23 protein-coding genes are annotated in these 23,453 nt (G+C 71.9%); 14 read left to right on the top strand and 9 right to left on the bottom strand.

Features of this window, described 5'->3' with window-relative positions; genetic code table 11:
• Positions 1–22 precede the first annotated feature (22 nt).
• Positions 23–172, bottom strand: a complete 150-nt coding sequence (locus ACTVZO_RS37460; protein WP_443303437.1) for a hypothetical protein — start codon at positions 170–172, stop codon at positions 23–25.
• A complete protein-coding gene (locus tag ACTVZO_RS37455; protein ID WP_443302609.1) occupies positions 148–888 on the bottom strand; it encodes an Ig domain-containing protein in 741 nt (246 codons plus the stop codon). The genes ACTVZO_RS37460 and ACTVZO_RS37455 overlap by 25 nt, the downstream gene beginning before the upstream one ends.
• On the opposite strand from ACTVZO_RS37455, the gene ACTVZO_RS37450 reads away from it, so the two are divergent.
• From ACTVZO_RS37450 to ACTVZO_RS37415, 8 genes are all read left to right on the top strand, one after another.
• Positions 856–1,449 (top strand): helix-turn-helix transcriptional regulator, encoded by a 594-nt coding sequence (locus tag ACTVZO_RS37450; protein WP_443302608.1) that lies wholly within the window; start codon positions 856–858, stop codon positions 1,447–1,449. The genes ACTVZO_RS37455 and ACTVZO_RS37450 overlap by 33 nt on opposite strands.
• A 32-nt stretch (positions 1,450–1,481) precedes the next feature.
• Positions 1,482–1,739 (top strand): hypothetical protein, encoded by a 258-nt coding sequence (locus tag ACTVZO_RS37445; RefSeq protein ID WP_443302607.1) that lies wholly within the window; start codon positions 1,482–1,484, stop codon positions 1,737–1,739.
• A 173-nt stretch (positions 1,740–1,912) separates the two neighbouring features.
• On the top strand, positions 1,913–3,469 hold the full coding sequence (locus ACTVZO_RS37440; protein WP_443302606.1) for an alpha/beta fold hydrolase: 1,557 nt from the start codon (positions 1,913–1,915) through the stop codon (positions 3,467–3,469).
• Positions 3,470–3,480: 11 nt separating this feature from the next.
• Positions 3,481–5,091, top strand: coding sequence for an alpha/beta fold hydrolase (locus tag ACTVZO_RS37435; protein ID WP_443302605.1), 1,611 nt, complete (start codon positions 3,481–3,483; stop codon positions 5,089–5,091).
• Between the two features lie 28 nt (positions 5,092–5,119).
• On the top strand, positions 5,120–6,010 hold the full coding sequence (locus ACTVZO_RS37430; protein ID WP_443302604.1) for a DUF4436 family protein: 891 nt from the start codon (positions 5,120–5,122) through the stop codon (positions 6,008–6,010).
• Between the two features lie 94 nt (positions 6,011–6,104).
• Positions 6,105–6,761, top strand: coding sequence for a PadR family transcriptional regulator (locus ACTVZO_RS37425; RefSeq protein WP_443299891.1), 657 nt, complete (start codon positions 6,105–6,107; stop codon positions 6,759–6,761).
• Between the two features lie 21 nt (positions 6,762–6,782).
• Positions 6,783–7,562: an ABC transporter ATP-binding protein gene (locus ACTVZO_RS37420; RefSeq protein WP_443302603.1), complete on the top strand. Its 780-nt coding sequence runs from the start codon at positions 6,783–6,785 to the stop codon at positions 7,560–7,562.
• A 101-nt stretch (positions 7,563–7,663) separates the two neighbouring features.
• Positions 7,664–10,393, top strand: coding sequence for an FtsX-like permease family protein (locus tag ACTVZO_RS37415; protein WP_443303391.1), 2,730 nt, complete (start codon positions 7,664–7,666; stop codon positions 10,391–10,393).
• A 111-nt stretch (positions 10,394–10,504) separates the two neighbouring features.
• Here the strand turns inward: ACTVZO_RS37415 and ACTVZO_RS37410 are convergent, their stop codons facing one another.
• The 4 genes from ACTVZO_RS37410 to ACTVZO_RS37395 form a co-directional block, all read right to left on the bottom strand.
• Positions 10,505–11,170, bottom strand: coding sequence for a DUF6099 family protein (locus tag ACTVZO_RS37410; protein ID WP_443302602.1), 666 nt, complete (start codon positions 11,168–11,170; stop codon positions 10,505–10,507).
• A gap of 3 nt (positions 11,171–11,173) precedes the next feature.
• Positions 11,174–11,686 (bottom strand): RNA polymerase sigma factor, encoded by a 513-nt coding sequence (locus ACTVZO_RS37405; protein ID WP_443302601.1) that lies wholly within the window; start codon positions 11,684–11,686, stop codon positions 11,174–11,176.
• Positions 11,673–11,945 carry a hypothetical protein gene (locus ACTVZO_RS37400; protein WP_443302600.1) on the bottom strand — a complete coding sequence of 91 codons (273 nt, stop codon included), beginning with the start codon at positions 11,943–11,945 and terminating at the stop codon, positions 11,673–11,675. Before ACTVZO_RS37400 ends, ACTVZO_RS37405 begins: the two co-directional genes overlap by 14 nt.
• A gap of 159 nt (positions 11,946–12,104) precedes the next feature.
• Entirely contained in the window at positions 12,105–12,596 is a 492-nt protein-coding gene (locus tag ACTVZO_RS37395; protein WP_443302598.1) for a hypothetical protein, read from the bottom strand.
• Between the two features lie 731 nt (positions 12,597–13,327).
• Here ACTVZO_RS37395 and ACTVZO_RS37390 point away from each other — a divergent pair.
• Entirely contained in the window at positions 13,328–14,449 is a 1,122-nt protein-coding gene (locus ACTVZO_RS37390; protein WP_443302597.1) for a hypothetical protein, read from the top strand.
• Entirely contained in the window at positions 14,436–15,458 is a 1,023-nt protein-coding gene (locus ACTVZO_RS37385; protein WP_443302596.1) for a terpene synthase family protein, read from the top strand. The genes ACTVZO_RS37390 and ACTVZO_RS37385 overlap by 14 nt, the downstream gene beginning before the upstream one ends.
• On the opposite strand, the gene ACTVZO_RS37380 is transcribed toward ACTVZO_RS37385, so the two are convergent.
• Together ACTVZO_RS37380 and ACTVZO_RS37375 are read right to left on the bottom strand one after the other, a co-directional pair.
• Positions 15,403–15,663, bottom strand: a complete 261-nt coding sequence (locus ACTVZO_RS37380) for a hypothetical protein (RefSeq protein ID WP_443302595.1) — start codon at positions 15,661–15,663, stop codon at positions 15,403–15,405. The genes ACTVZO_RS37385 and ACTVZO_RS37380 overlap by 56 nt on opposite strands.
• A 122-nt stretch (positions 15,664–15,785) precedes the next feature.
• Positions 15,786–16,793 (bottom strand): TerC family protein, encoded by a 1,008-nt coding sequence (locus tag ACTVZO_RS37375; protein WP_443302594.1) that lies wholly within the window; start codon positions 16,791–16,793, stop codon positions 15,786–15,788.
• A gap of 664 nt (positions 16,794–17,457) precedes the next feature.
• On the opposite strand from ACTVZO_RS37375, the gene ACTVZO_RS37370 reads away from it, so the two are divergent.
• From ACTVZO_RS37370 to ACTVZO_RS37355, 4 genes are all read left to right on the top strand, one after another.
• On the top strand, positions 17,458–18,927 hold the full coding sequence (locus tag ACTVZO_RS37370) for an NUDIX domain-containing protein (protein WP_443302593.1): 1,470 nt from the start codon (positions 17,458–17,460) through the stop codon (positions 18,925–18,927).
• 49 nt (positions 18,928–18,976) lie between these two features.
• Positions 18,977–20,374 carry an NUDIX domain-containing protein gene (locus ACTVZO_RS37365; protein WP_443302592.1) on the top strand — a complete coding sequence of 466 codons (1,398 nt, stop codon included), beginning with the start codon at positions 18,977–18,979 and terminating at the stop codon, positions 20,372–20,374.
• 55 nt (positions 20,375–20,429) lie between these two features.
• Positions 20,430–20,864, top strand: coding sequence for a hypothetical protein (locus ACTVZO_RS37360; protein WP_443302591.1), 435 nt, complete (start codon positions 20,430–20,432; stop codon positions 20,862–20,864).
• A gap of 160 nt (positions 20,865–21,024) precedes the next feature.
• A complete protein-coding gene (locus ACTVZO_RS37355; RefSeq protein WP_443302590.1) occupies positions 21,025–21,561 on the top strand; it encodes an NUDIX hydrolase family protein in 537 nt (178 codons plus the stop codon).
• Between the two features lie 42 nt (positions 21,562–21,603).
• Here ACTVZO_RS37355 and ACTVZO_RS37350 read toward each other — a convergent pair whose 3' ends face one another.
• Positions 21,604–23,436, bottom strand: a complete 1,833-nt coding sequence (locus ACTVZO_RS37350) for a serine/threonine protein kinase (RefSeq protein WP_443302589.1) — start codon at positions 23,434–23,436, stop codon at positions 21,604–21,606.
• Between the last annotated feature and the right edge of the window lie 17 nt (positions 23,437–23,453).

Here is a 23,453-nt window from a genome sequence, read left to right as displayed (position 1 = left end):
TCCACCGCCCGGCGCAGGGGGTTCAGCGTCGTCTCGAAAGCCGGCCCGAGCCGATACCCGCCACGTGCAGGGCCAGGGCCATCAGGCCGAGCAGCGTCACGTTCGTCGAGGAGAACGCGTCGTTGGTGCCGATGGCCGCCGCATTGATCAGGAACGCGATGAAGAAGAGCACCGCTGCCGCCATACCAAGCATGAACAGCTCCTCTCGAATTGAAGGATGCTGCCCGTATGCCCCCGCGTCACCGTCGCAAGCCCGGGAGGGCTGAGGGTGCCGTCGCCTCCTGCCTCCTGCCCCCTGGTTCCAGGAGACGACGACCGTGGGCGGGTTACGAGCAGACGGCGAAGGTGACCGTCTGCGGAGGCCTTCTTGGCCGACGCGTCGGTGACCGTGGTCGCGTTGCGCAAGCCCCAGCCGCTCGGGGTTCCGCAGATCACGCCGGTGGTCGCGTCGGCCAAGAAGGCTTCCGTGACGGTCCAGGTGAAGGTGGTGGAGCCCGTCTTGCCGGCCGTGTCGGTGGCCGTGACCGTGACCTGGCCGGCGCCGGCCATGGTCGGGCTTCCTGTGACGGTGCCGGTCGCGGCCGCGATGGAGAGCCCGGCGGGCAGCCCGGTCGCGGACCAGGTGTACGGGACGGTGCCGCCCTCGGCGGTGTTCCTCAGATCACGTCGACGGCCGGCCTGTCGCCGGGGCCGGCCTGGTACACGGCCGCGCTCGCCCACGGCCACGGCGGCAGCTTCGCGCAGGCCCTGCGCTACGCCGCCCAGGGACTGCGCGCCTCCCGCGAGGAGCACGACGCCGTCGAGGCGTTCGCCGCCGCCGGCCGGACGGCCGCGGCCCAGGACCTGCTGGACCGCATGCACGACGCGGTCGGCCCGCACAGCGGCCACGCGCCCCTGACCCGGGCCCGGGCGGTCTGCCTGCACCTGAACGGCGAGAACGACGACGCCGTCGAACTCCTCGACGACGCCGCCCGTTCCTTCGCGGTGCTCGGCCGCCCGGTCGAGGTGGGGCGTACCCATCTGGCCCGGGGCCAGGTGGAGCGCCGCCGCCGTGCGGCGCCGGCCCGTACCGCGTGGGAGACGGCCCGTACGGTGTTCGAGGAGGCCGGGGCCGCGCCCTGGACGGCGCTCACCGACGACCACCTCTCGCATCTGACGGGCCGGCCCCCTGTGCCGGGTACGCCTGGCAGGTCGGCGCGCGGGCGGGCGGCGCCGGAGCTGACGCAACACGAGCTGCGGCTGGTGGGCCTGGTCTGCGCGGGTGCCACCAACCTGGAAGCGGCGCAGCGGATGTTCATCTCCACCAAGACGGTCGAGTCGACCCTCAGCCGGGTCCACCGCAAGCTCGACGTCCGCAACCGCACGCAGCTGACCGCCGCCTTCGCTCCCGGGATGGTCCCACTTGACCCATCGGGTCACGTCAACGCCCGCCAGCAGCGGCTGCTTTGACTCGACCCGAGCAAGATCGGCGCCTCGCGGAGATGAACGTCATGGACGCCGTGGACGCCTCGGTACACCTCCTCATCGCCTCCGGCAACCTGGGCGAGCCGACCTTCCCGGGCGAGGACGCCATCGGCTGGCGCACGGCCCTCATCGCGGCCGCCGTCGCCGCCGTCGCCTACGAACTCACCCTCGCCGGGCTCCGCAGGGTTCGCCGTGTGCGGCGCGGCCCGCTGGCGGCTTCGCCGCCGGTGTGCGCGTGGAGGCGCCTGAGGGACCACATCCGGCAACGCGCTTGAGCGGGCTCTCCACAGGCCCGCCGACACCGAGCTCCTGGCGAACCGTCGCGGGCCTACCGGGTGCACGCGTGCCAGCCACCCGGTAGCGTCGAAAAGGTGCGTTCCGCCTAATACGCTGCGGCCCGGCCCGGCAGGGCCGCTGCCGATGCCGGCTGGCAGAGGAACGGGATCACATGCGAAAGCACAGCAAACACGCCATGGCCGCTGCGGCAGCCATGGTCTGCCTGGTGGCCTTCGGCCCTGCGTGCGGCAGCATCGGCTCACCACCTGCCCAGCCCGCCGGGCAGCCCAGCCCCACGGCCCCGGCCCCCCGGTTCGTGCCCGGTCCCTGTCCGAAGCCGCCCGAGCCGATCGAAGCGCTGAGCGACGCGCGGTGCGGCGTCCTCGAAGTCCCCGAGAACCGCTCCCGCCCCGGCAGCCCCACCATCAAGCTGGCCGTCGCGCGCATTCCGGCCGCCACCGCGGAAGCCGCCGAGGACCCGGTGGTCTTCATGGCGGGCGGCCCCGGCGCCGACACGTTCGACGACATTCCCTTCCTCATCGACTCCGGCCTGAACAAGGACCGCGAACTGATCGTCATGGCCCAGCGCGGCAACCTCTACGACCGGCCGAACCTCGCATGCCCGGAGGTCGACCGGTTCAACGAGCAGGCCGTCGGCCTCGGCTACGACGCCCAGCGGGCACAGCAGCTCTTCCTGAAGGCGGTGCAGGACTGCCGGAACCGTCTGACGGCCGACGGCATCGACCTGAGCGCGTACAACACCACCGAGAACGCCGCGGACTTCGCCGACCTGCGCAGGGCGCTGGACATCCCCCAGTGGAACGTCTACGGGTACTCCTACGGCAGCAACCTGGCCCTCACGTACCTGCGCCTGCACCCCGAGGGCATCCGCGCGATGGCGATCGACTCGATCACGCCGCCCCAGGACGCGACCCTGCCGTGGACGTGGGGCAGCAGCGCCGAGGGGATCCGCAACATCTTCGAGGCGTGCGCGGCGCAGCCCGCCTGCAAGAGCCGCTACCCGGACCTCCCTAAGCTGCTGACGAAGCAGGTGCGCAAGCTGGAGAAGCACCGGCTGACGCTGGACGTCACGCCGCCGGACGGGGGCGAGCCGGTCAAGACCGTCCTCGACGGGGGCGCGCTGCTGAACCTGATCGTCGCCTTCACTCCCCGCCCCAAGGACATGCCGGCAGCGCTCGACGAACTCAGCCGCGGCAACCCGGAGCGCTTCGCGCAGGCCCGCGCGGCCGGCTCGGTCCAGAAGTCCGGCGAGTTCGCGCACGGTCTGACGAATTCGTTCGCGTGCGGCGAGTGGGCTCCCGGCTACTCGGAACCCGACGTTCTGGAGGCGGGCCAGAAGGCCTTCCCCGGATGGCCGGACACGGTCCTGGCCCAGGCCCCCCAGCTGCCCTTCCAGTACCCGGCGTGCGGGATCTGGAACGTTGCGGACCGGGCCTCGGTCCAGCGGGTGCCCACGGTCAGCTCGGTGCCGGCGCTCGTCATCTCCGGCACGTTCGACGCGAAGACCGGTGCGAGCTGGGCGCAGGGCGTGGCACGCGACCTGTCCCGCTCGACTGCCATTCAGGTTCCCGGAATCGGCCACTGGGTGGTCCCGCAGTCGCCCTGCGCGCAACGCGTGCTGGCCTCGTTCCTCGCTCGACCGACCGCGCCCGACACCGACTGCGTGGACGATCTCGAGCCCGGAGAGTTCACGATCATCCCGAAGTAGCGGGAGGGCAGATGCCCCGTCATCACGCGCCCCGTCGTCGGCGCACCGTACGACGGCTCCTGGCCCCGTCGGCCGGCCTGGCGACCGGCCTCCTCGTCACCGGCCTGCTCTCGGCGCCCGCCCGGGCACAGACCGGTGCGGAGGCCACCCCCAGCCCCGGAGCGCCGATCGGTACCGCCGCCCGGACGGTGGGCGACGCCCGCTACGAGCCGGGCCCCTGCCCGAAGACACCGGAGCCCGTCAAGGCCCTCGAAGGGGCCCGCTGCGGAACGCTCACCGTGCCCGAGAACCGCACCAAACCGGGCAGTCGGACGATCAGGCTCGGTGTGGCGATCGTGCCGGCCGCGTCCGACACCCCGAAGACCGACCCCATCGTGTGGCTCGCGGGCGGGCCGGGCGACGACGCGGTCGGGGAGGCCCAGATGGCGATCGACGGCGGCCTGAACCGCGACCGTGACGTGATCTTGATGTCCCAGCGCGGTACGTACTCGGCCGACCCGGAGCTGCTGTGCCCCAACGTCGACGAGTTCAACGCACGCGTGGTCGGCCTCGTCTATGACGCTCCGGAGACCGAACGACTACACGTCCAAGCCACGAAGGGCTGCCGGAACGAACTCGCCGGCCGCGGGGTCGACCTCAGTGCCTACAACGACACCGAGAGCGCCGCCGACTACGAGGACCTGCGCACCGCACTGGGCATCAAGGAGTGGAACCTGTACGGCATCTCCTACGGCACCCACCTGGCACTGAACTACATGCGCCTGCACCCCGAGGGTCTGCGCTCGGTGGGCCTCGACGGCATCCTGCCGCCGTCCAGGTCGGGGTCGGCCTCGACCTGGAGCAGCTTCCGGCAGGGCGTGGACGGTCTCTTCAAGGCCTGCGCGGACCAGCCCGCGTGCAACAAGCGCTATCCGAACCTGTCCGCCACTTTCAAGAAGCTCGTCAGCGACCTCGAAGCCAAGCCGGTCACCACGACCGTCACGCCCCCCGGCGGCGACAAGCAGGTGGAGGTCGTGCTGGACGGCGGGACCCTGGTGAACTGGCTGACCTCCGCCACCCACACGGCGGAGGCCGTGCCCCGGTCCATCGACGAGCTGGCGAAGGGCAACCCCCGGCGGATCGCCGAACAGTGGGCGGGCTGGCGGACCAACCCCAAGGGCATCGGCCTGGTTTCGCACGGTCTCTCCTACGGAGTCTTCTGCAGTGCGTGGACGCCGTACGAGAGCAAGCACGCGGCGCTCCGGGGCGGGCGCAGAGAGTTCCCGTCGTTCCCCGAGTCGGTGCAGGCCCAGGCTCCTCTGCTCACCTTCCTCCATCCGGACTGCGACGTCTGGAACGTTCCCGCGGCGCCCCGCTCGATCCGGGACGTCACGAACAGCGACATCCCCACACTCGCCCTGTCGGGTGCGTTCGACGCCCAGACCGGGGCGGACAACGGGCCCTACGTCGCCCGCACGCTCGACAAGGCCACGGTCGTCACGATCCCCTACGAGCCGCACGTGGTGTTCGCCACCTCGAAGTGCGCCCAGGAGATCACCGCCTCGTTCTTCGACCGCCCGACCGCGCCGAAGACCAAGTGCCTGAAGAGCCTCGAGCCGCCCGAGTTCGAGATCGGCCCCTGAGGCCGATTCCCACCTCGTCGGAGTCACCATGGCCCCCACCTGGGACGCACGCCGCCCGCACCGCTCCGGGGCCTCGCTCCTGCCGGTCCTGCTTCCCATCGCGCTGCTGATCGTGGTGGCGGTGGCCGTGGGGTCGTGGCTGCAGTTCTCCGAGCGGCAGGCGATCGACACGGTCCGCACGGTCGGATCCCACGCCGCCGACCGCGTGGACGTCAAGGCCACCGTCCAACGCGTCGACGCCACGGCCCGGGAACTCCTCCTGCGGGTGCAGGTCACCCCCAGAGGGGCTCTCGGCGAGGAGGACGGGACGGCGCCGGTGGCCGACCTCAGCCTCCAGACCTCCGCGCAGACCCTCGGTGACCTGGCCTTCAAGGCACACGAGCGGATCGCGACCAGGGACGTACAGGTGGCGATCACGGGTGGGTCGGTCAGCGACTACCCGTTCGACGGCTACGTGACGGACATCGAGTTCTGGGCGCAGCTGGACGGCAAGCCGGTGCCGGTCCGGATGCTCTTCGCCAACAACGACACCCTCTTCTCCGTCTCCACGACGCCCCTGCCCGCCACCGGACTGGAAGCAGCCCTGGGGCTGGAGCTGACCCGATCGGGCAGCCTGCTCGTCTTCGCGGTCTTCATGATGATCGTGATGTGGGCGCTGGCCGCGTCGGTACTCATCGGCACCTGGTACCTGACGACCCGTAGGCAGGGCCTGGTCTGGCCCGCCCTCGCCTGGATGGCCGCCACCCTGTTCGCCCTCGCGGCGTTCCGCAACACCGCCCCCGGTACGCCGCCGATCGGCTGCGTGCTGGACTGGTTCGCCTTCCTGTGGGCCGAAACCATCATCGCCCTCTGCCTGATCGCCGTGGTCCTCACCGGCGTCCACACCGCCCTCCGGAACGACGACGCCCCTCCCTCCTGACCGCTCGCAGGATCCTCGCCGTGCGTGCATGTGTAGCCATAAGGATGATGTTGAGCGCTTGCAGCGACGAGCATACTCGGTATACATACTGAGTATGTCGATCCGTCACGGGCTACTGGCCCTGCTCGAACGGGGTCCTCGGTACGGCTCGCAGCTGCGCACCGAGTTCGAATCCCGGACCGGTTCCACCTGGCCGCTCAACGTCGGGCAGGTGTACACCACCCTCGCCCGGCTGGAGCGCGACGGACTGGTCGCCCCCGGCGGCGAGGACGCCGCCGGGCACACGCTGTACGCCATCACCGATGACGGACGGGCCGAGCTGCGCCAGTGGTACGAACGGCCCGTCGACCGCACCAACCCGCCCCGCGACGAGCTGTCGATCAAGCTCGCCATGGCCGTGGGCGCACCCGGCGTGGACATCCGCGCCGTCATCCAGTCCCAGCGGCACGCCACGATCAAGGCGATGCAGGACTACACCCGGCTCAAGGCCACCGCGCTCGCCGCGATCGAGGGCGGACAGTCCCACGAACGCGACGACGTGGCCTGGCTGCTGGTGCTGGAACAGCTGATCTTCCAGACCGAGGCCGAGGCCCGCTGGCTCGACCACTGCGAAGCCCGGCTCGTCCGGCTCTCCCGGCCGGCCGACGGGGGAGCCACCGAGCCCCAGCCACCCCAGGCCGCCGCAGGAGCCGAGTCTCCCGCCCCGACCACCATCAACCGGCCCCGCACCGCCCGCTCGCGGCGGGGCTGAACCACCGTCCGGAGACCTCTCATGCCTGACCAGCGTCAGAATCAGCCCGTGCTCCAGCTGGACCGACTCGTACGCACCCACGGCAGCGGCGCCACCGAGGTGCACGCCCTGCGCGGGATCAACCTCTCGGTATACCCCGGTGAACTCGTCGCCGTCATGGGCCCCTCCGGCTCCGGCAAGTCCACGCTGCTCACCCTGGCCGGCGGCCTCGACACCCCCACCAGCGGCCGGGTCGTCGTCGAAGGCACCGACATCACCACCGCCAACCGCAAGCAGCTGGCAGCCCTGCGCCGCCGCAGCATCGGCTACGTCTTCCAGGACTACAACCTCATACCCGCCCTCACCGCCGCCGAGAACGTGGCCCTGCCCCGCGAACTCGACGGCGTCTCCGCCCGCAAGGCCCGCGTCTCCGCCCTCGCCGCACTCGAGGAAATGGGCCTGGGACAACTCGCCGACCGCTTCCCCGACGAAATGTCCGGCGGCCAGCAGCAACGCGTGGCCATCGCCCGCGCCCTCGTCGGCGACCGCCGCCTCGTCCTCGCCGACGAACCCACCGGCGCCCTCGACTCCGAGACCGGCGAATCCGTACTCGCCCTGCTCCGCACCCGCTGCGACGCCGGCGCCGCCGGCGTCCTGGTCACCCACGAACCACGCTTCGCCGCCTGGGCCGACCGCGTCGTCTTCCTCCGCGACGGCAGCGTCGTCGACGAGAACGTGCGGGGCAGCGCCGAACAGCTGCTCAGCGGTTCCGGAACGCCCGACGCCGGCTTCGGCGGCCCCGGTCAGGCGGCCGGCCTGTGAGCAATCCGTTCGGCGGTTGGTACCACTCCTGGGTCGCGGCCGTCCGTATCGCCCGCCGTGACGCCTGGCGCGCCAAGGGCCGCAGCGCCATGGTGCTCGCCATGGTCGCGCTGCCGGTCATCGGCGTCAGCGCCGCCGACCTGACCCTGCGCAGCTCCGAGCTCTCTCCCGAACAGACCCTGAGCCGCCGGATCGGCGCGGCCGATGCCCGGATGGAGCTGCCCTTGTCGGGCCGGGCCGTCCTTCAGAGCGCGGACGGCACCGACTACCTGGACGGCGTCACCGACGGCGGGGACCGCGACAAGTTCGTCGGGTCCGACCTCACCGGGGCGGTTCTCGCCGCGACGGTGCCCGCCGGGGCCGAGACCGTTCGGGACACCACCGGCAAGGTCAAGGCGCAGACCGCGCACGGCCTGCTCGGGACCGAGGTGCGCGAACTGGACGCGGCGCAGCCGCTGGCAGCGGGCATCGTCACCCGCACCGGCGGACGGCTGCCCGCGGCAGCGGGCGAGGTGGCCGCCACCGACGCCTTCCTCGAGGCCTCCGGACTCGCGGTCGGCTCCGAGGTCACCGTGCGGGGCGTCACGCGTCCGTACCGGATCACCGGCTCCTACGAGCTGCCCTCCGCGCTCAGGCAGAGCCAGTTGCTCGCCCCGGACGGGAGCGTGCTGGCGCCGCTGGACCAGGCGCAGCGTGATGCCGGGCTGAGCCCGCTCTTCTACCGCGAGGGCCTTCTGGTCAAGGTGGGTGGCGCGGGCTTCACGTGGGACATGGTGAAGGAGGCCAACGCGAAGGGTGCGGGCGTCGTCTCACGGGCCGTCATCACTTCTCCGCCGGCCGATGCCGACGTGCCGTACCTGCGGCAGAAGCCCGACTTCGGCGACGGGAACCGCTACGGCCTCAGCCCGGAGACGATCACCGTCACCCTCGTCATGATGGCCCTGCTGGAGGTCTGCCTGCTCGCCGGACCCGCCTTCGCGGTCGGCGTCCGGCGCTCGCGCCGCCAGCTCGGACTGGTCGGCGCCAACGGCGGCGACCGCCGCCACATCCGGGCCATCGTGCTCTCCGGCGGCCTGGTCATCGGCGCCGCGGCCGCCGTCATCGGCACCGTCATCGGCATCGCGCTCACCCTCGGGCTGCGCCCGGTACTGGAGCAGGCCGTCGGCATGCGCTTCGGCGGCTTCGACGCCCGTCCGCTGGAACTGCTCGGCATCGCCGCGCTGGCGGTGGTCACCGGCCTGCTGGCCGCCGTGCTGCCCGCGATCACCGCGTCGCGCCAGAGCGTACTGATCTCGCTGACCGGCCGGCGCGGGGTGCGCCGGTCCCATCGGCTCCTGCCCTTCGTCGGCCTGGTCGCGGTCGCACTCGGCGCTGCGGTCACCGTATGGGCGGCCCTGGGCATGCGCGGCACGATGACCATCGCCGCGGGCAGCGCCCTCGCCGAACTCGGCGTGGTCGCCCTGACCCCCACCCTGGTCGGGCTGTTCGGACGGTTCGGCCGCTGGCTCCCGCTGTCGCCGCGGCTCGCGCTGCGCGACTCCGTGCGCAACCGCAGCCGTACCGCGCCGGCCGTCGCGGCCGTACTCGCCGCCGTCGCGGGCACCGTCGCGGTGGCCACCTACCAGCACAGCCACGACCTGCGCGACGCCCGGGCGTACGTGGCCAAGCTGCCCGCCGGCTCCGGCCGGCTACTGATGAAGGAAGCCGCCGGCCACCGGGACGTACCGGCCGCCCGGACCGCGCTCGCCGACAGCCTCCCGGTGGCCGTGCAGGCCGATGTGGACCGCATCACCGTCGGCCCGCCGGACTGCGCCCCGTCCTCCAGGGAGCCGGGCTGCGGGCGGGTGGAGCTGATCCCGCCGAAGGAACAGCGCTGCCCGCTCACCGAGACCAGGCAGGGATCGTCCGCCTTCCCCGAGGACCAGCAGCGTGAGCTGCGCCGGGACCCGCGGTGCGCCGATCCGGTGGACCGGCCGGACTTCCCCGTCCTGGTCGCCGACGAGAAACTGCTGACCGCTCTCGGGGTGACCGACCCGGGTGCGGTGGCCGCGCTCAAGGCGGGTACGCCCGTCTCCCTCGACTCACGCAACCACGTGGACGGGAAGGTCACCGTCCGGGTCGTCGACAACAAGTACGAGAGCGAGCACTGGGAGCCCGGCAAGAACATGCCGGGCCAGGACAAGGTGGTGCAGGTCTACCAGGTGCCGCAGGGCGTCCAGGGCTACGGGGTCCAGCTGATCCTGCCGCCCGCCGCCGCCAAGGCCGCGGGGCTGGCCACCGCGCCCTACGGGGCGTACTTCACCCTCGCCGACGGCGCCGCCGGCTCCGCGCAGCGCCAGGCCATGGACGCCCGGCTGGGCGACCTCGGGTCCGACACGAAGTTCATGATCGAGAACGGCTACGAGAGCCCCGTCGACGTACGGGTCCTGGCGCTGACCGTGTTCGCGGGCCTGATCACCCTCGGCGCGGCCGGGATCGCCACCGGTCTGGCCCAGGCGGACGCCGAGGCCGACCTGCGCACCCTGGCAGCGGTCGGCGCGACCCGGCGGGTCCGGCGCACGCTGAGCGGCTTCCAGTGCGGGGTGGTCGCCCTGATGGGCGTGATCCTGGGTTCGGTGGCCGGGCTGCTGCCCGCGGCCGGGCTGCTGATCGCCGAACGGACCCAGGCGGCCCGGTTCGGCGAGCGGCTGGGTGAGGCCGTGCCCGTACCCATCGGCGTGCCGTGGGAGACGGTCGGCGCACTGCTCGTCGTGGTTCCGCTGGGCGCGGCCCTGCTCGCCGCGCTGGTGACCCGCTCGAGCGGCTCGGTGGCCCGCCGCGCAACCAGCTGAACCGTACGAATCGCTGCCCCCGTCCAGGCCGGATCACGCCTGGACGGGGGCGCACCCGGTTCCTCGGGTAGATCGCGGCCCGCGCCCGGATGCGGTCCCCTGCCGCGTCGTTCACGGGGTTCCGTTTCCCGCCGGCCCCCGTGTCAGTGGCCCACGGTCCGGCACCACGATCCTGCGCAGCAACCCGCGCGCGCGATCGGACGTTTCCTCGGCCGCATCGATGGCATCGATGCACTGCCAGTAGACGGATTCGTCGCCGGTGGCGCACGCGACCGCGACGAGTGCCACGACGACTTCGCCGAGCAGCGCGGCGAGCGCGTGCAGCGCGCGCTCAGGGTCCGGGACCCCGGTCAGCCGGCCGGCCCTCGGCACGCGGGCCCGCTCCGCGCCCGCGCCCGCGCCCGCGGCCGCGTCGCGGTCGCCGACGCCTCGCCCGCGGCCTCCGGCCTCGGAGAGACCGCGTGCCTCGGCTCGCAGGTGGGCCGGTCCGGTGACCGCCAGCATCCCACCGATCGCCCGGGCCAGTGCTTGCGCCTGCCACGCCTCCGTCAAGACCCCCGCTGCCGACGGGTTCTGGGCGAGAGAACGACGGCAGATGTCGATCAACGACGTGGCATCGCTCGCGGAACGGGCCGAGTCGGCCGAGTCGCCCGAGGAGTCCGGGGAATCGCCGAGCCTCTCCCCCAGCTGCCCGTACCGCGCCGCGATGCCTTCGGGGTCGCTCCACATGTCGTCGACTGCACGCGCGGCATCACGGAGTCGGTCGTCGATACCCATGGATCAACCTCCCTCGTCCTCGCCGAGCAGCAGTCTGAGAGCCTTGCGGGCGTGGTGCAGGTGAGTCTTCACCGAACCCGTCGAGATACCCATGATGGCGGCGATCTCGTCGAGCGGCAGGTCGTACTGCGCCTGAAGCGCGATGGCCCTGGCCTGCTGCACGGGGAGCTTGCGTACCGATTCGAGGATGTCCGTGCGGGCATCGCACACGGCGAACTGGTCCCGGGGCCGCACGAATCGCGACTGGTCGGGAAGCAGGTGCGGATCCGTACTCGAGCCGAGTCTGCGACGCGCCGCCTGCGCATCGCCGAGGCGTTGGCCGGCGACCTTGAACAGCCAGGCCCGGGGATTTTCCAGGCCGCAGACCGTCGTCCAGTACCGATGGGCGCTGATCATGGTCTCCTGCGCGGCGTCGTCGATCACGGACGCGTCGCCCTCGAGCCAGACGAGATACCTGCGCACCTGCGGCTCCCACCGGGCGAAGAACCGTTCGAAAACGTCGTCACCCGTGCCCACTTCCTCCCCCTGACGCGGTGCCCGCTCCCGCCTCGCCCCGCCCGTCCCCTTCGCCCGTCGCCGGCGTGCTGTCGGGCATCCGGTCAAGGATCACCCGCAGTGTCGCCCGGCGCTCCCGCTCCAGCCCCGTACGGACCCGGCCGCGGGCCAGCTCGTGCAGAACGTCCCAGTGGCTGGAGCTCCCGTGCCGGCATCGGAGAACCAGACCGATGACGGCGACCACGGCCGGCGCCAGGATTCCCATCAGCTCAAGCGTCATGCTGCCCTGCTCCTCACTCACACGCGAGGCACCCGGCGCCGCGCTCGTGCCCACTACAGGCCCGGGACGGCCAAAGGGTTGAACGCGGAGGGCGGTACGACGGCGAGCTGCCCTCCGCCTCTTGCGGGCCGGCCCGCAAGAGGCGGAGGGGGAGGGCTGCTACTCGGCGATGTCGATGTGCATGTTGAAACGCACCCCGGCGACCTTCACCAACAGGTTGCCCTGCACCTTGCGCTTGGCCAGGGTGCCGCCCACGTTGCCCTTGCCCAGGGCGGCCTTGTTCTGCGGCGGGAAACTGTGGAACTCGGTGAAGATCCCGCCCGCGGCCAGCGGCGCGGCCTTGCCCCACTCCCCGCGCAGTTCCTCATAGGTGTCGGGGTCCATCGCGGAGCCGCCCAGGCCGAGGTTGACGCGCTCCCCGCCCACGTAGGTGGCCGCGCACTGCTGCAGGACCGTCAGGACCAGCGAGTCCTTGAGCAGGTAATGCGTCTTGATCTTGCCGAGCAGGTTGGCGGCGTCCCCGTCGAGCTTCCTCTTCCGGGCCTCCCGCGCCCCGGACTTGATCATCTCGGTGCGGTCTGTCTCGATGGACTTGTATGCCTCGACGTAGCCCTTGTCCTTCGCCGGGCGATCCGGATCGTCGTGGCCCACGTGTCCGGCGTGATCCACTCCGGGTCGAAGCCGATCGATTCGCTGTACTCCAGAAGGCTCTGGTTGGCGTCCTCGTCGTTCTCGGCGTACTTGGGCATGAACGGGTTCCCCCTCCGTCGTGCTGACGGCGTACAACGTGCCACGGAGTCAGGGGGCTGTCATCCGGTTCCTCCAAGGTCGTGAACGGGGTGGGAGACGGGGCGGATGTGACGGCTCGGCGCCACATCCGGCACCCTCGCGTTTCCAGCACGTCGGTGGCGGTCAGCTCGCCCTGGAGAGTGAGCCGTTCCTTGACCTCGGCCCGGTGGGTGACCAGGTCGTTGAGGTCCGCCTTGTCCGCGGCGACGGTCCCCCACTCCCCTTCCCGGACGGGACGGTCTCCAGGACGATGTCCGTGCCCGTGGCCACCAGGACTCTTTCGGCCCCGAACCGCCATGACCGGAGCGAACCGGATCCGAACTGACCGAAACAGGCGGGCGGGAGGGTGCGCGGGGTCCGTCGCCCATCTGCCGTGTGCGCCGGAGTGTGCGGCGCGTGCCCGTGAGCTGCGCGTGCGCTCTTGCGGCGGGCGGATGCGCGGATCGACCATGTCGTCCAGTGCCAGCTGCCGTGGCCGGATCTGATGCCCGGCGGCTACCGCTGTCCGGCCTTCTCCCGTCCTTCCCGTACGGGTCGGCTGTGGTGCGTCCGGAAGCGGTGACGGCGAAATCAGCTGAGGCAAGGCCGGGACGATGCACGTAAGCGACCCTGTGGATGCGACCGCGGGAACCGACACCTACGGTGGCGCGGGAACCGCCGACTCCATCGGCGCGTCCATCGCCCGGGGATGGACGTTCCTGCGGACCGCCACCCGGGGCCCCTCCGCGTGGACGCTGTCGCTGTCCCTGGACGTGCGCATGCCCAGCGGCGGGGTCTTCCGCGCCGCCCAAGCCCGTGAGCACGTGCGCACGGCTCTGGGCAGAGAACTCGGTTACGACGTCGGGACGGACGGTTTCGGCGCGATGCTCGCGCTCCAGCTCACACCGGCGGCAGAGCACGACCTCGTCTGCGCACTCGCCCGGCGGGTCGGAGACTGCCGGTCGGTGAACCGATTCCGCTTCTTCCCCGACGACTTCCGCTTCGCCGCCGACACCGACTGCACCGCCGTGGCCGCGGCCGCACTCCACGCGCACGGGCTCCTCCCCGAACCCCACCTGGATGCCGTCGCGGAAGAACTGGCCGGCGCCGCCGCCCACCGCGGTCCCGCCGACGGCATCGACGTGCGGGAAGGGGTCGTCATGGTCTATTGGGAGGACGACGTCGAGCCGGGCGCCGCCCCCAGAGGCCGCAAGCACGACCCTGTCGCGTGCGCCAACACGGCCTACGTCTTCCATCTCGCCGGGCACCGTCATCCCGCCTGCGACGCGACGATGAACTACCTGCGCGACCACGCCGCCTCGGAGCGCCTGCTGCACGGCACGCGCTACTACCCCGCGCCCGCGGCCTTCCTGTACGCAGCCTCCCGCGGATGCGCTCGTTTCGACGCCTACGAGGCTGCGCTCTGCGAGCCACTGCGCGACGCCTACCGGCGCTACCAGGAGTCGACGACCTCGGACGCGTGCGAACTGCCCGCGCTGGAGCTGGCGTTGATGAGCATCGCCGCCGACAACCTGGGGATCGAGGACGGCCGGCACCGGCGACGTGCCGCCCTGGCCGGTCTCCAGCAGCCGGACGGGTCCTGGCCCGCCCACGGCTACTTCCGCACCGGGCGCACTCCCCTCTACTTCGGCTCCTCCTGGCTGACCACGCTGTTCGCCGTCACCGCGCTGAGCTCGCAGAACCGAGGCCGAGGTCACTCACATGCACCCCACTGATCCCGCAGCACTGCTCGCGCCGTACCGCACCCACCTCACCGACCCCCGGCACGCCCTGCTCACAGAGCAGTTGCTCGCCTGGTACCTCCGCACATGCACATGCGATCAGGACCCGAGCCGACACGCCTCGACCGTCTTCGCCGCGGCGACGTTCGACTTCCACTGCGCGCCCCGCGACGCCGCTCTCCAGCAGAACCTCATCGCCTCCAGGTACCTCGTCCTCTTCCTCGCCGTCGACGACTCGACAGCCGAAGAGAAGGCCGTCCTCGCCGGGCAGCTGACAGCCGGACGCGCCCCCACACCCGGAGGCTGCGGTACGGCGCTGCTGCCCCTGCTGGGAGCCCTGCGCGAGCAGGGACTGGCAACCGAGCGCCTCCTGGCGGAAATCACCGGCCTGGCAACGGCCATGGCCCGGGAAGCCCATGTCACCCCGGCCTCCGAAACCCTCGATCAGCTGCTCGCCCTGCGCCACACCACGATCGGCACGCTCCCCTACATCACCCTGTGGCGAACCCTGCTCGGTCTGGCCGTGCCCGCCCCGGGAGCCCCGGTCGAACCGGTGGTCGACGATGCGATCGAGGCCACCTACCTGGCCAATGACCTGGCCTCCCTCGCCCGGGACGGCGACGCCGATCCCGCGGACTCCCCCGCGACCTCCAACTCCGTCCTCGTACGCGCGATGTTCTCCGTACGGTCCGCACACGCTGCCGATGACCGCGGCGAGCTCCCGCCCGAGGCCGTCGCCGGCGCCCTCGACACGACCGTCGCCCGCTACGCCACGGTCGCCCGACGTGTCGAAGCGGCCGAAGGCGATCTGGGGCAGCTCCTGCGCGGCATCGTCGAAGGCAACCTCGAGGCCACCTCCCACCTCGTCGACGCCCGCTACCCCGGGGCGAACGCGCTGATACCGCGACTGCACCGCATGGACCGCACGGCCCGCGCGGACCGCGCGTCTACGGACCGGCCCAGAGGATCGACAGGACGCGGAGGTGTCCGAGAGTGCGGTTGACCCAGTAGACGGCGTTGAGCGGGCCGACCGACGCGCACCGTACGTCCTCCCCCTCCGGGTCGGTGGGGTCCCACTGGGGCCAGGACCACGGGGAGCGGGAGGCGATGTCGAGGACGTCGCGGACCATCTCCTGAACGGGCGGATCGAGCGCGGCCAGACAGGCGGACGCCTGCGGTGCCAGCCGGGCGGGCCACGCGTCAGCCATCGACGCGGCCCGGGAGTCGCGATCGGGGGCGGCGCGCGGACCGTGCACTCATTCGGGGATCCCTTCCTCGGTGCCGAGTCTGCCGCCCAGCCGTGTGCCGCGTCGAGTGCGCGTTGCCGGCCTCAGCCGCGCTCGGGCGGGCCGGGGCCGCCCGGCTTCTCGGGGCCGTCCACCGCCGCTGTTGCCGACTGCTCCGCGGGCGCCGGTCTTCTGAGGCTGAGCACCACGGATCCGGCCAGGACGACGACGATGACGGCCAGGCTCACCGGTGAGGGGATCTCCGGGATGTCGGGGCTGATGAGTTTGTGGGACGCCTGGAGGATGAGTTTGACGCCGATGAAGCCCAGGATGATCGCCAGGCCCCGGTTCAGGTAGTGGAACCGGTCCAGGAGTCCCGCGAGCATGAAGTAGAGGGCCCGCAGGCCGAGAATGGCGAACGCGTTGCTGGTGTAGACGATGAAGGCGTCGTCGCTGACGGCGAGGACGGCGGGGACGCTGTCGACGGCGAAGATCAGGTCGGCCGCTTCGATGGCGGCGACGACCGCGAGCAACGGCGTCGCCATCCGTTTTCCGGCTTCCTTGACGAAGAACTTGGCTCCGGCGTACTCGTCCCGTACCGGAATGACCTTGCGGAGCATCCGCACGGCGAAGCTCTTCCCCGGGTCGAAGCTGTCCTGCTCGTCATTGAGGAGCTTGTAGGTGCTGTAGAACAGCACGGCCGCGAAGGCGAACAGCACGGCGGTGAAGCGGCTCACGACGGCGACGCCGAGCGAGAGGAAGATCCCGCGGAAGACGAGGGCGCCGATGACGCCGAAGAACAGCACCCGGTGCTGATAGGCGCGGGGCACCTTGAAGTAGGCGAAGATCACCGCGAACACGAACAGGTTGTCGACCGACAGGCTCTTCTCCAGCAGCCACGCCGTCGTGTACTCGGTGCCCGCCGTCACCCCCAGAACGAGGAACACGACCGCACCGAAGATCAGGGCGAGGCTGACCCACACGCCGCTCCACGCGGCGGCCTCCTTGAAGCCGATGACGTGCACATCGCGGTGGGCCAGCAGGTCCACCGCCAGCGACACCACCACTGTCGCGGCGAACGCCCCCCACAGCCATAGCGGGACTTCAAGCACGCGGAACACCCTCACCACGGGCCGTGCGAAGCGAACCGGCCCCTATGTCGCAGTGTCCAGGACGGAGCCTCGGCGAGCACGTCGTGCCCGGCCCCGCAGGTCCATCGGCAGCCCGCCGAGCCCCGTGCCGGACCGCAGCCGAATGCGACGGGAGCACGACTCAGCGCTGCCGCGGCCGGAGCGAGCGGTGAAGGCACAGGCCACCACCGCGTACACCCGGGCCGCGGCGCCGTTGATCAACATTGTGCGATGCGGCACTACCCCTGGCTCCGCCCGGCCCTGCCGGCCTCCGGCACCCGCCGGTCCGCAGGCGCGGCGGCTCCGGTGCAGTCGGGGTTCGTGCAGCGGGCGTCGGAGTACTGGGGAACATAGACCCCCATGGTCTTCGACCGCTGGACCGTCGCCGGCAGCGGCTGCTTGCAGGACGGGCACAGGTGCCCCGGACGAGTCCCCGCAGGGTGCTTTTCTCCGTACATACACCGACTTTACGTCCCCTTTGCCCGGATTTGAAGTGGTTTTGGGTGGGCGGTCGAAATCGAGGGCGGCCGGCGCCGCCCAGGCAGAACATGCGTTCCCCGTTTGCCCCCGAACCGGCCGTGACGACCTCGGTCCAGCGCCGTTCTTGGAGCACCAGTACCAACCCTGCGCCCATCCGGAGGATGCCGTGAGCCCTGGGCCCACCCGCTCCCACGTCCGCGATCTCCTGACCTCGTACCTGGTGCGCCGCCCCGCCGAGGCGGACCTCCTGGCACCCCTGATGCGGGCGCTGGAAGCCGGGGACGATCCCACCGACCGCTCCACGCTGCCCGGACACATCACGTGCAGCGCCGTCGTGATCGACCGGAACCGACGCGTGCTGCACGTCCACCACAAGGCCACCGGCACGTACCTCGCGCCGGGCGGATACGTCGAAGAGGGCGACCGCACACTGCTGGAGGCGGCGCTGCGCGAGGTGCACGAGGAGACCGGGATCCCGCCCCTCGCCCTGTGCGCCACCGCCGCATACGGGAGCGTGCCCTTCGACATCGACGTCCATGACATCGATGCCGGCCCGACGAAGGGTGAACCTGCCCACCAGCACTACGACTTCCGGTTCGTGTGCTGTCTGGTCGACACCACCGCCGAGATCGCCCCGCAGCTCGACGAGGTCTCCGGGGTGGAGTGGCGGCCTTTCGACGAGGTCGCGTCGCCCGCTCTGCGGGCCAAGCTCATCGCCTCCGGCCTCGACGGCCGCATCGAACCGGTGAACGCCTCGGCACTGATCCACGACGGGAACGGCCGCTACCTGCTTCATCTGAGGGACGATCTGCCCGGGATCCGGGAACCGGGGGCCTGGGCTCTGCCGGGCGGCGGCCGCGAACCGCACGACGGTTCGCTGGAGGCCACCGTCCGCCGAGAACTGCGGGAGGAGGCCGGACTCGAGATCCCCGTACTGACGCCCCTCGCAACGGAGTTGGCCACCGGAACCGATGGCATGACCGTACCGGTGCAGATCTTCGCCGGGCGGTGGAACGGCGATCCGGCCGAACTCCACCTCACCGAGGGCGTCATGCTCGCCTGGTTCTCCCCGGAGACGATGCCCCGCCTGCGGCTGAGCCCCTCCACCGTGGACCTGGTCCGCCGCCACCACACCACCACCCACACCACCACCCGTCCGCCCCTGCCGGAACAGCCCCGCAGCCGCCAGGCCGGCAGCGGAGGCGTGCCCCATATCGTCGGCGTCCACCTCTACCTGGAGCAGGACGGCCGGGTGCTGCTGGGGCTGCGGCACCCCGGTTCCGCTTTCGGCGCCTCCACCCACCACTTCCTCGCCGGGCACTGCGAGCAGGAATCCGCGGCGAGTTGCCTGGTGAGGGAGGCCGAGGAAGAGGCGGGCCTGGTCATCGACCCCGGAGACGTGGAACTGGTGCATCTCGTCCACCACGTGGACGCGGCGGGCGGGCATCCCAGGATGGGAGTGGTCTTCCGCGCCCGGCGATGGCAGGGCACACCTGAGGTACGCGAGCCCGACCGCTGTGTGTCCTGGGGCTGGTGGCCCGCCGACGCCCTCCCCCACCCCGTCGTCCCGTACACCCGGGCCGCCATCGAGGGCATCCTGGCCGGCCGCTTCTACACCGAGGTCGGCTGGACCTGAGCCGGCCTGCTCCGCCCCCTCCGCCCGCCACCTCCCGAAGGAGCCGTACATGGCTGATCCCGATCTCAACGGCATCCCCCGGCACACGGTGCCGGTCGACGTCCACCTCATCCTGAGCCGCGAGGGCGAGCGCGGCCCTGAGGTGCTCCTGTCGCGGCGCGCCGGAGCGGTGTACGCGTCGGGGCTGTGGCACCTCCCGTCCGGGCATCTCGACCCGGGCGAGGACATGGTCGCAGCGGTGATCCGGGAGGCCCACGAGGAGACCGGCGTCGCCATCGACGCCGGGGACGTCACCGCGGCCGTCACCGTCCACCATCACCCTCCCGTGGGCACCCGCTCCCGGATCGGGGTCTTCTTCGAGGTGCGGTCGTGGTCGGGGCGGCCCCGGGCGATGGAGCCGGACCGGTGCGACGGCATGGGCTGGTACCCGCTGGACGGGCTGCCGGACCCGATGGTCGCCTACTGCCGGGCCGGCCTTGACGCCTACCGCGCCGGCCTGCCCGCCGCCGTGCACTTCCAGCACCCCGACGACCCCGTCCACCACACCCCGGACGGCCACCACCGCACCCGCCTCCTGCCGGCCCCGCCCGCCGGCAGAGTGCACCTGCCCCACCACCTGCGGGCGTTCGCCGAGCGGGCCGTCGGCCGGCTCGCCCGGACGACGGAGGTCTCCTGGGCGCGGACACGGAACCGGGTCTGGCGGATGACCGGATCCGACGGCGGCGTCTGGTACCTCAAGCAGCACAGCGGTCCGCGGTTCCACGACCGGGAGGTGGCCGCGTACCGGGCGTGGGTGCATGCGCTCGGCCCCCAGGTGCCCCGTCTCGTCGCGGTCGACGCCGCGGCCCGGGCTTTCGTCATCACCGCGCTGCCGGGGCGCTGCCCGAACGGCATGCTCCTCGACACGGCCGCCGAGGAACGTGTCCAGTACGAGCTGGGCCGCCTCGCCGCCGCCCTGCACCGCAGCGGCCCCGAGCGGCCCGCCGGCCCACCGGAGGTCTTGGGCCGGATGAGGCGTCATCTGGAGGAGGCGCAGCCGCATCTGGCCGACGGGGAGGCGGACTTGCTCCTGGGGTTCGCCCGCGCGTACGAGGGCCTGCCCCGGCCCGTGGTGGTGCCGACGCACGGGGACCTCCAGTACCGCAACGTCCTCCTCACCGACGACGGCCAGGTACGACTGTTCGACTTCGAGCGATCGGAGTACGCCACGGCGACCCGCGACATGGTGCGCCTGAGGGACACCTGGGCCGGCCGGCCCGGACTGCGTGCCGCGTTCCTGGACGGGTACGGCCGACCGCTCACGCCCACCGAGGAACTCCGCCTGGAGTGCGAGACGGCCTTCGACGCCGTTTCCGGCATCGCCTACGGGATCTCCCACGACGACCCCGAGGTCGCAGAACGCGGCCGGCGCACGCTGCTCCGGCTACATGCAGCGACCCCGGTTTGACAGCGCCCGGGCGGGTGGGAGGGTGGTAGGTGGGGGCGATGTTGGGAGGCTCGGCATGGCATCCGGCTTGGCATGGCGCTGCTCGGCGCGGCAGATACCGCTCAGGCTCACCACCGGGGTGTTCTTCCTGAACTCCGGACTATCGAAACGCGGTGCGGACCGGGCCACCGCCGAGGGGTTGCAGCAGTTCGCCGCCGCCACCTATCCGTTCCTGGCGAAGCAGGACGCCCAGAAGTTCGTCCGGCTGCTCTCCGCCGGGGAGATCGCCATCGCCGCCACCCTGCTCCTGCCGGTCGTTCCCGCCGCTGTCGCCGGGGCCGCGCTGACGGCGTTCTCGGTCGGCACCATCGGGCTGTACCTGCGTACGCCGGGAATGCGGCAGGAAGGGAGCCTGCGCCCGACCGAGCAGGGAATCGCGCTGGCCAAGGACTTCTGGCTGCTGGGCATCGGCGCCTCCCTCATCGCCGAAGGCGTGCACGAACACCGGTGACGACCGGGCGGTTGGGCGGGGCGGACGGGAGCGGGCGCACTCGGCCCACCCCGTTCGGGTGTACCGCTGCGCGGCGCGGGCGGGTGTCCGAACGAACCTCCCCATCGGAACCGGCGCGCGGGTCCTGTGCCCGGGCGCCCGTGGAAAGTATGATCAAGCAATGTCCGACACGACCGAGACCACACCCGGCTGGCTGAGCAAGGACGAGCTGGAAACGGCCAGGGCGCGCATGCCGATCCTGTACGTCGCGGCTGTCCCCGTACGCGTCGATGACAGCGGGGAGGTGACCGGCATCGGACTGCTGCTGCGCATCGGTCCGGACGGCACGGTCAGCCGCACCCTGGTGTCCGGGCGCGTCCTGCACCACGAACGGGTCCGCGACGCGCTGCTGCGCCACCTGGAGAAGGACCTCGGTCCCGTGGCCCTGCCGCGCGTGCCGCCCTCCCTCCAGCCCTTCACGGTCGCCGAGTACTTTCCGACGGCCGGCATCACCTCGTACCACGACCCGCGCCAGCACGCGGTGTCCCTCGCCTACCTCGTGCCGGTGGCCGGTGACTGCCGTCCCCGGCAGGACGCTCTGGACCTGGTCTGGTTCAGTCCGCAGGAGGCGGCCTCTCCGGCCGTGCAGAGCGAAATGCCGGGCGGGCAAGGTGTGTTGCTCAAGCAGGCGCTCGCACACACCGGGCACGTCTACTGAGAGCCGCGTGCGGGGAGCGGGGCGCCGTCGGTGCCGCGCTCCCTATTCGCGCTTCCACACCTTGGCGTAGGCCTCCAGGTAGTCGTCCTGGCCGTCCTCGATCTTGGTGACCTCCAGGACGAGCAGCACGTCGGAGGAAGCGCGGACGCAGATCTTGTCACCGATCCCCCACTCGGCGTCCTCCACCAGCGTTCCGTAGCCGGAGGCCCACTTGCGCGCGAGGCAGTCGCTGTTCTTGCCGGAGTCCGCGTCCTTCAGCAGCAGGATGTCGTCCCCCGCGAAGTCCCAGTTCTCGTGCAGGTCGACGTCGAACCCCTTCCCGGACTGGGCGTTCTTGAAGTCGGCGGCGTCCAGACCGTGCCCGGTGGGCAGTTGGACGGCCTCCTGCTCGTCGGACAGGTACCAGTCGGCGAACGGATCGGTGGCGCTGGGGCTGGGTGCCGGGGTGGTCGCCTCGGGGGTCTCGTCCGGGGTGGTTTCGCCGTCGGTGGGCTCCGGTGTCGTCTCCGTATCCGAAGGGGTGTCCGAGGGGGTGTCCGAGGGGGTGTCCGAGGGGGTGTCCGAGGGGGTGTCCGAGGGGGTGTCCGAGGGGGTGTCCGAAGGGGAATCGGCGTTTTCGTCCTGGGACACGGACGACGGGTCCGTCTTCCCGGACTGGTGGGCCGAGTACGCCAGAGCCCCGATCGCCGCTGCCACGACCACGGCCGCGGCAGCCAGGAGGGGCGCGGTCCGGACCTTCGCCCGGAGTCCCGTCGGACGTGGGCCGTGGCCGGCCGGGCCCTGGCCCGCCGGGATGGCAGGCGGCTCGCCGGGAGGCTCCGGCACGGTCGAGCCCCGGACCATCGGGCTCGCCGCCGGGGTGGTCGGCTGGTCGGCGAGGCCGGCCGGCGCCGGGCCGGGGTCCACCCGCGTGGGCTCGTAGGGCGCGGGGGCCGTGGGCGTTTCGGGTTCCCCGTCCGCCTCCAGCGCCGAGGAGGCGCGTGCCAGCAGGCTGCTCGCGACGGCCGGCGGCAGCCATGCCGAACCGTGCGGTCGCGCGTCGTCCGCAGGCCCGCCCGGGCGGCCGGCTCCGGCCACCCGGGCCGACAGCTCCGCCTCCAGCGCCGCGAGGGACGGCCGCTGTTCCGGGTCCTTGGCCAGGCAACGCCGTACGAGGTCCCGCGCGAGCCCCGAGAGGGCGTCGAGCCGCGGTTCGGAATGCACGACCCGGTACAGCAGTGCGGGGGTGGCCCCGGTCCCGAACGGGCTCTCGCCGCTCAGGGTGAAGGCCAGTACCGCGCCGAACGAGAAGACGTCGGAGGCGGTGCCGACGGCGTCACCCGCGGCCTGCTCCGGGGACATGAAACCGGGTGAGCCCACGGTCATCCCGGTCCGGGTCAGGGCGCTCGCCTCGGTGGCGCGCGAGATGCCGAAGTCGATCACCCGGGGCCCGTCGGGCCCCAGCAGTACGTTCGAGGGCTTCAGGTCCCGGTGGACCAGCCCGGCCGCGTGCACGGCGGACAGGGCCGCCGCCAGACCGCGGCCGAGGGCGAGCGCCGAGGCCTCGGGGAAGGGGCCGTGTTCGGCCACTGCCTCGGCGAGCGACATGCCGGGTACGAAGGCGGTGCTCAGCCATGGCGTCGGATCGTCCACGCCGGCGTCGAGCACCTTGGCGGTGAACCTGCCGTCCACCGCCCGCGCGGCGGCGACCTCGCGGGCGAACCGCCGCCGGAACTCCGGGTCCCGGGCCAGTTCAGGATGCACGACCTTGACGGCCACGCTCCTCCCGCCGGGGGTCCTGGCCAGATAGACCCGCCCCATGCCCCCGCTGCCGAGCCGGGCGACTACGCGGTAGGGCCCCACCCGTACGGGGTCGCCCGGTATCAACGCGTCCACTTGGCCCCCCGAGTAGC

The sequence above is a fragment of the Streptomyces sp. IBSNAI002 genome (assembly GCF_052244475.1).
GTDB lineage: Bacteria > Actinomycetota > Actinomycetes > Streptomycetales > Streptomycetaceae > Streptomyces.
Note: the sequence above shows the minus strand (reverse complement) of the source record. Positions and strands in the feature narration are given on the sequence as shown.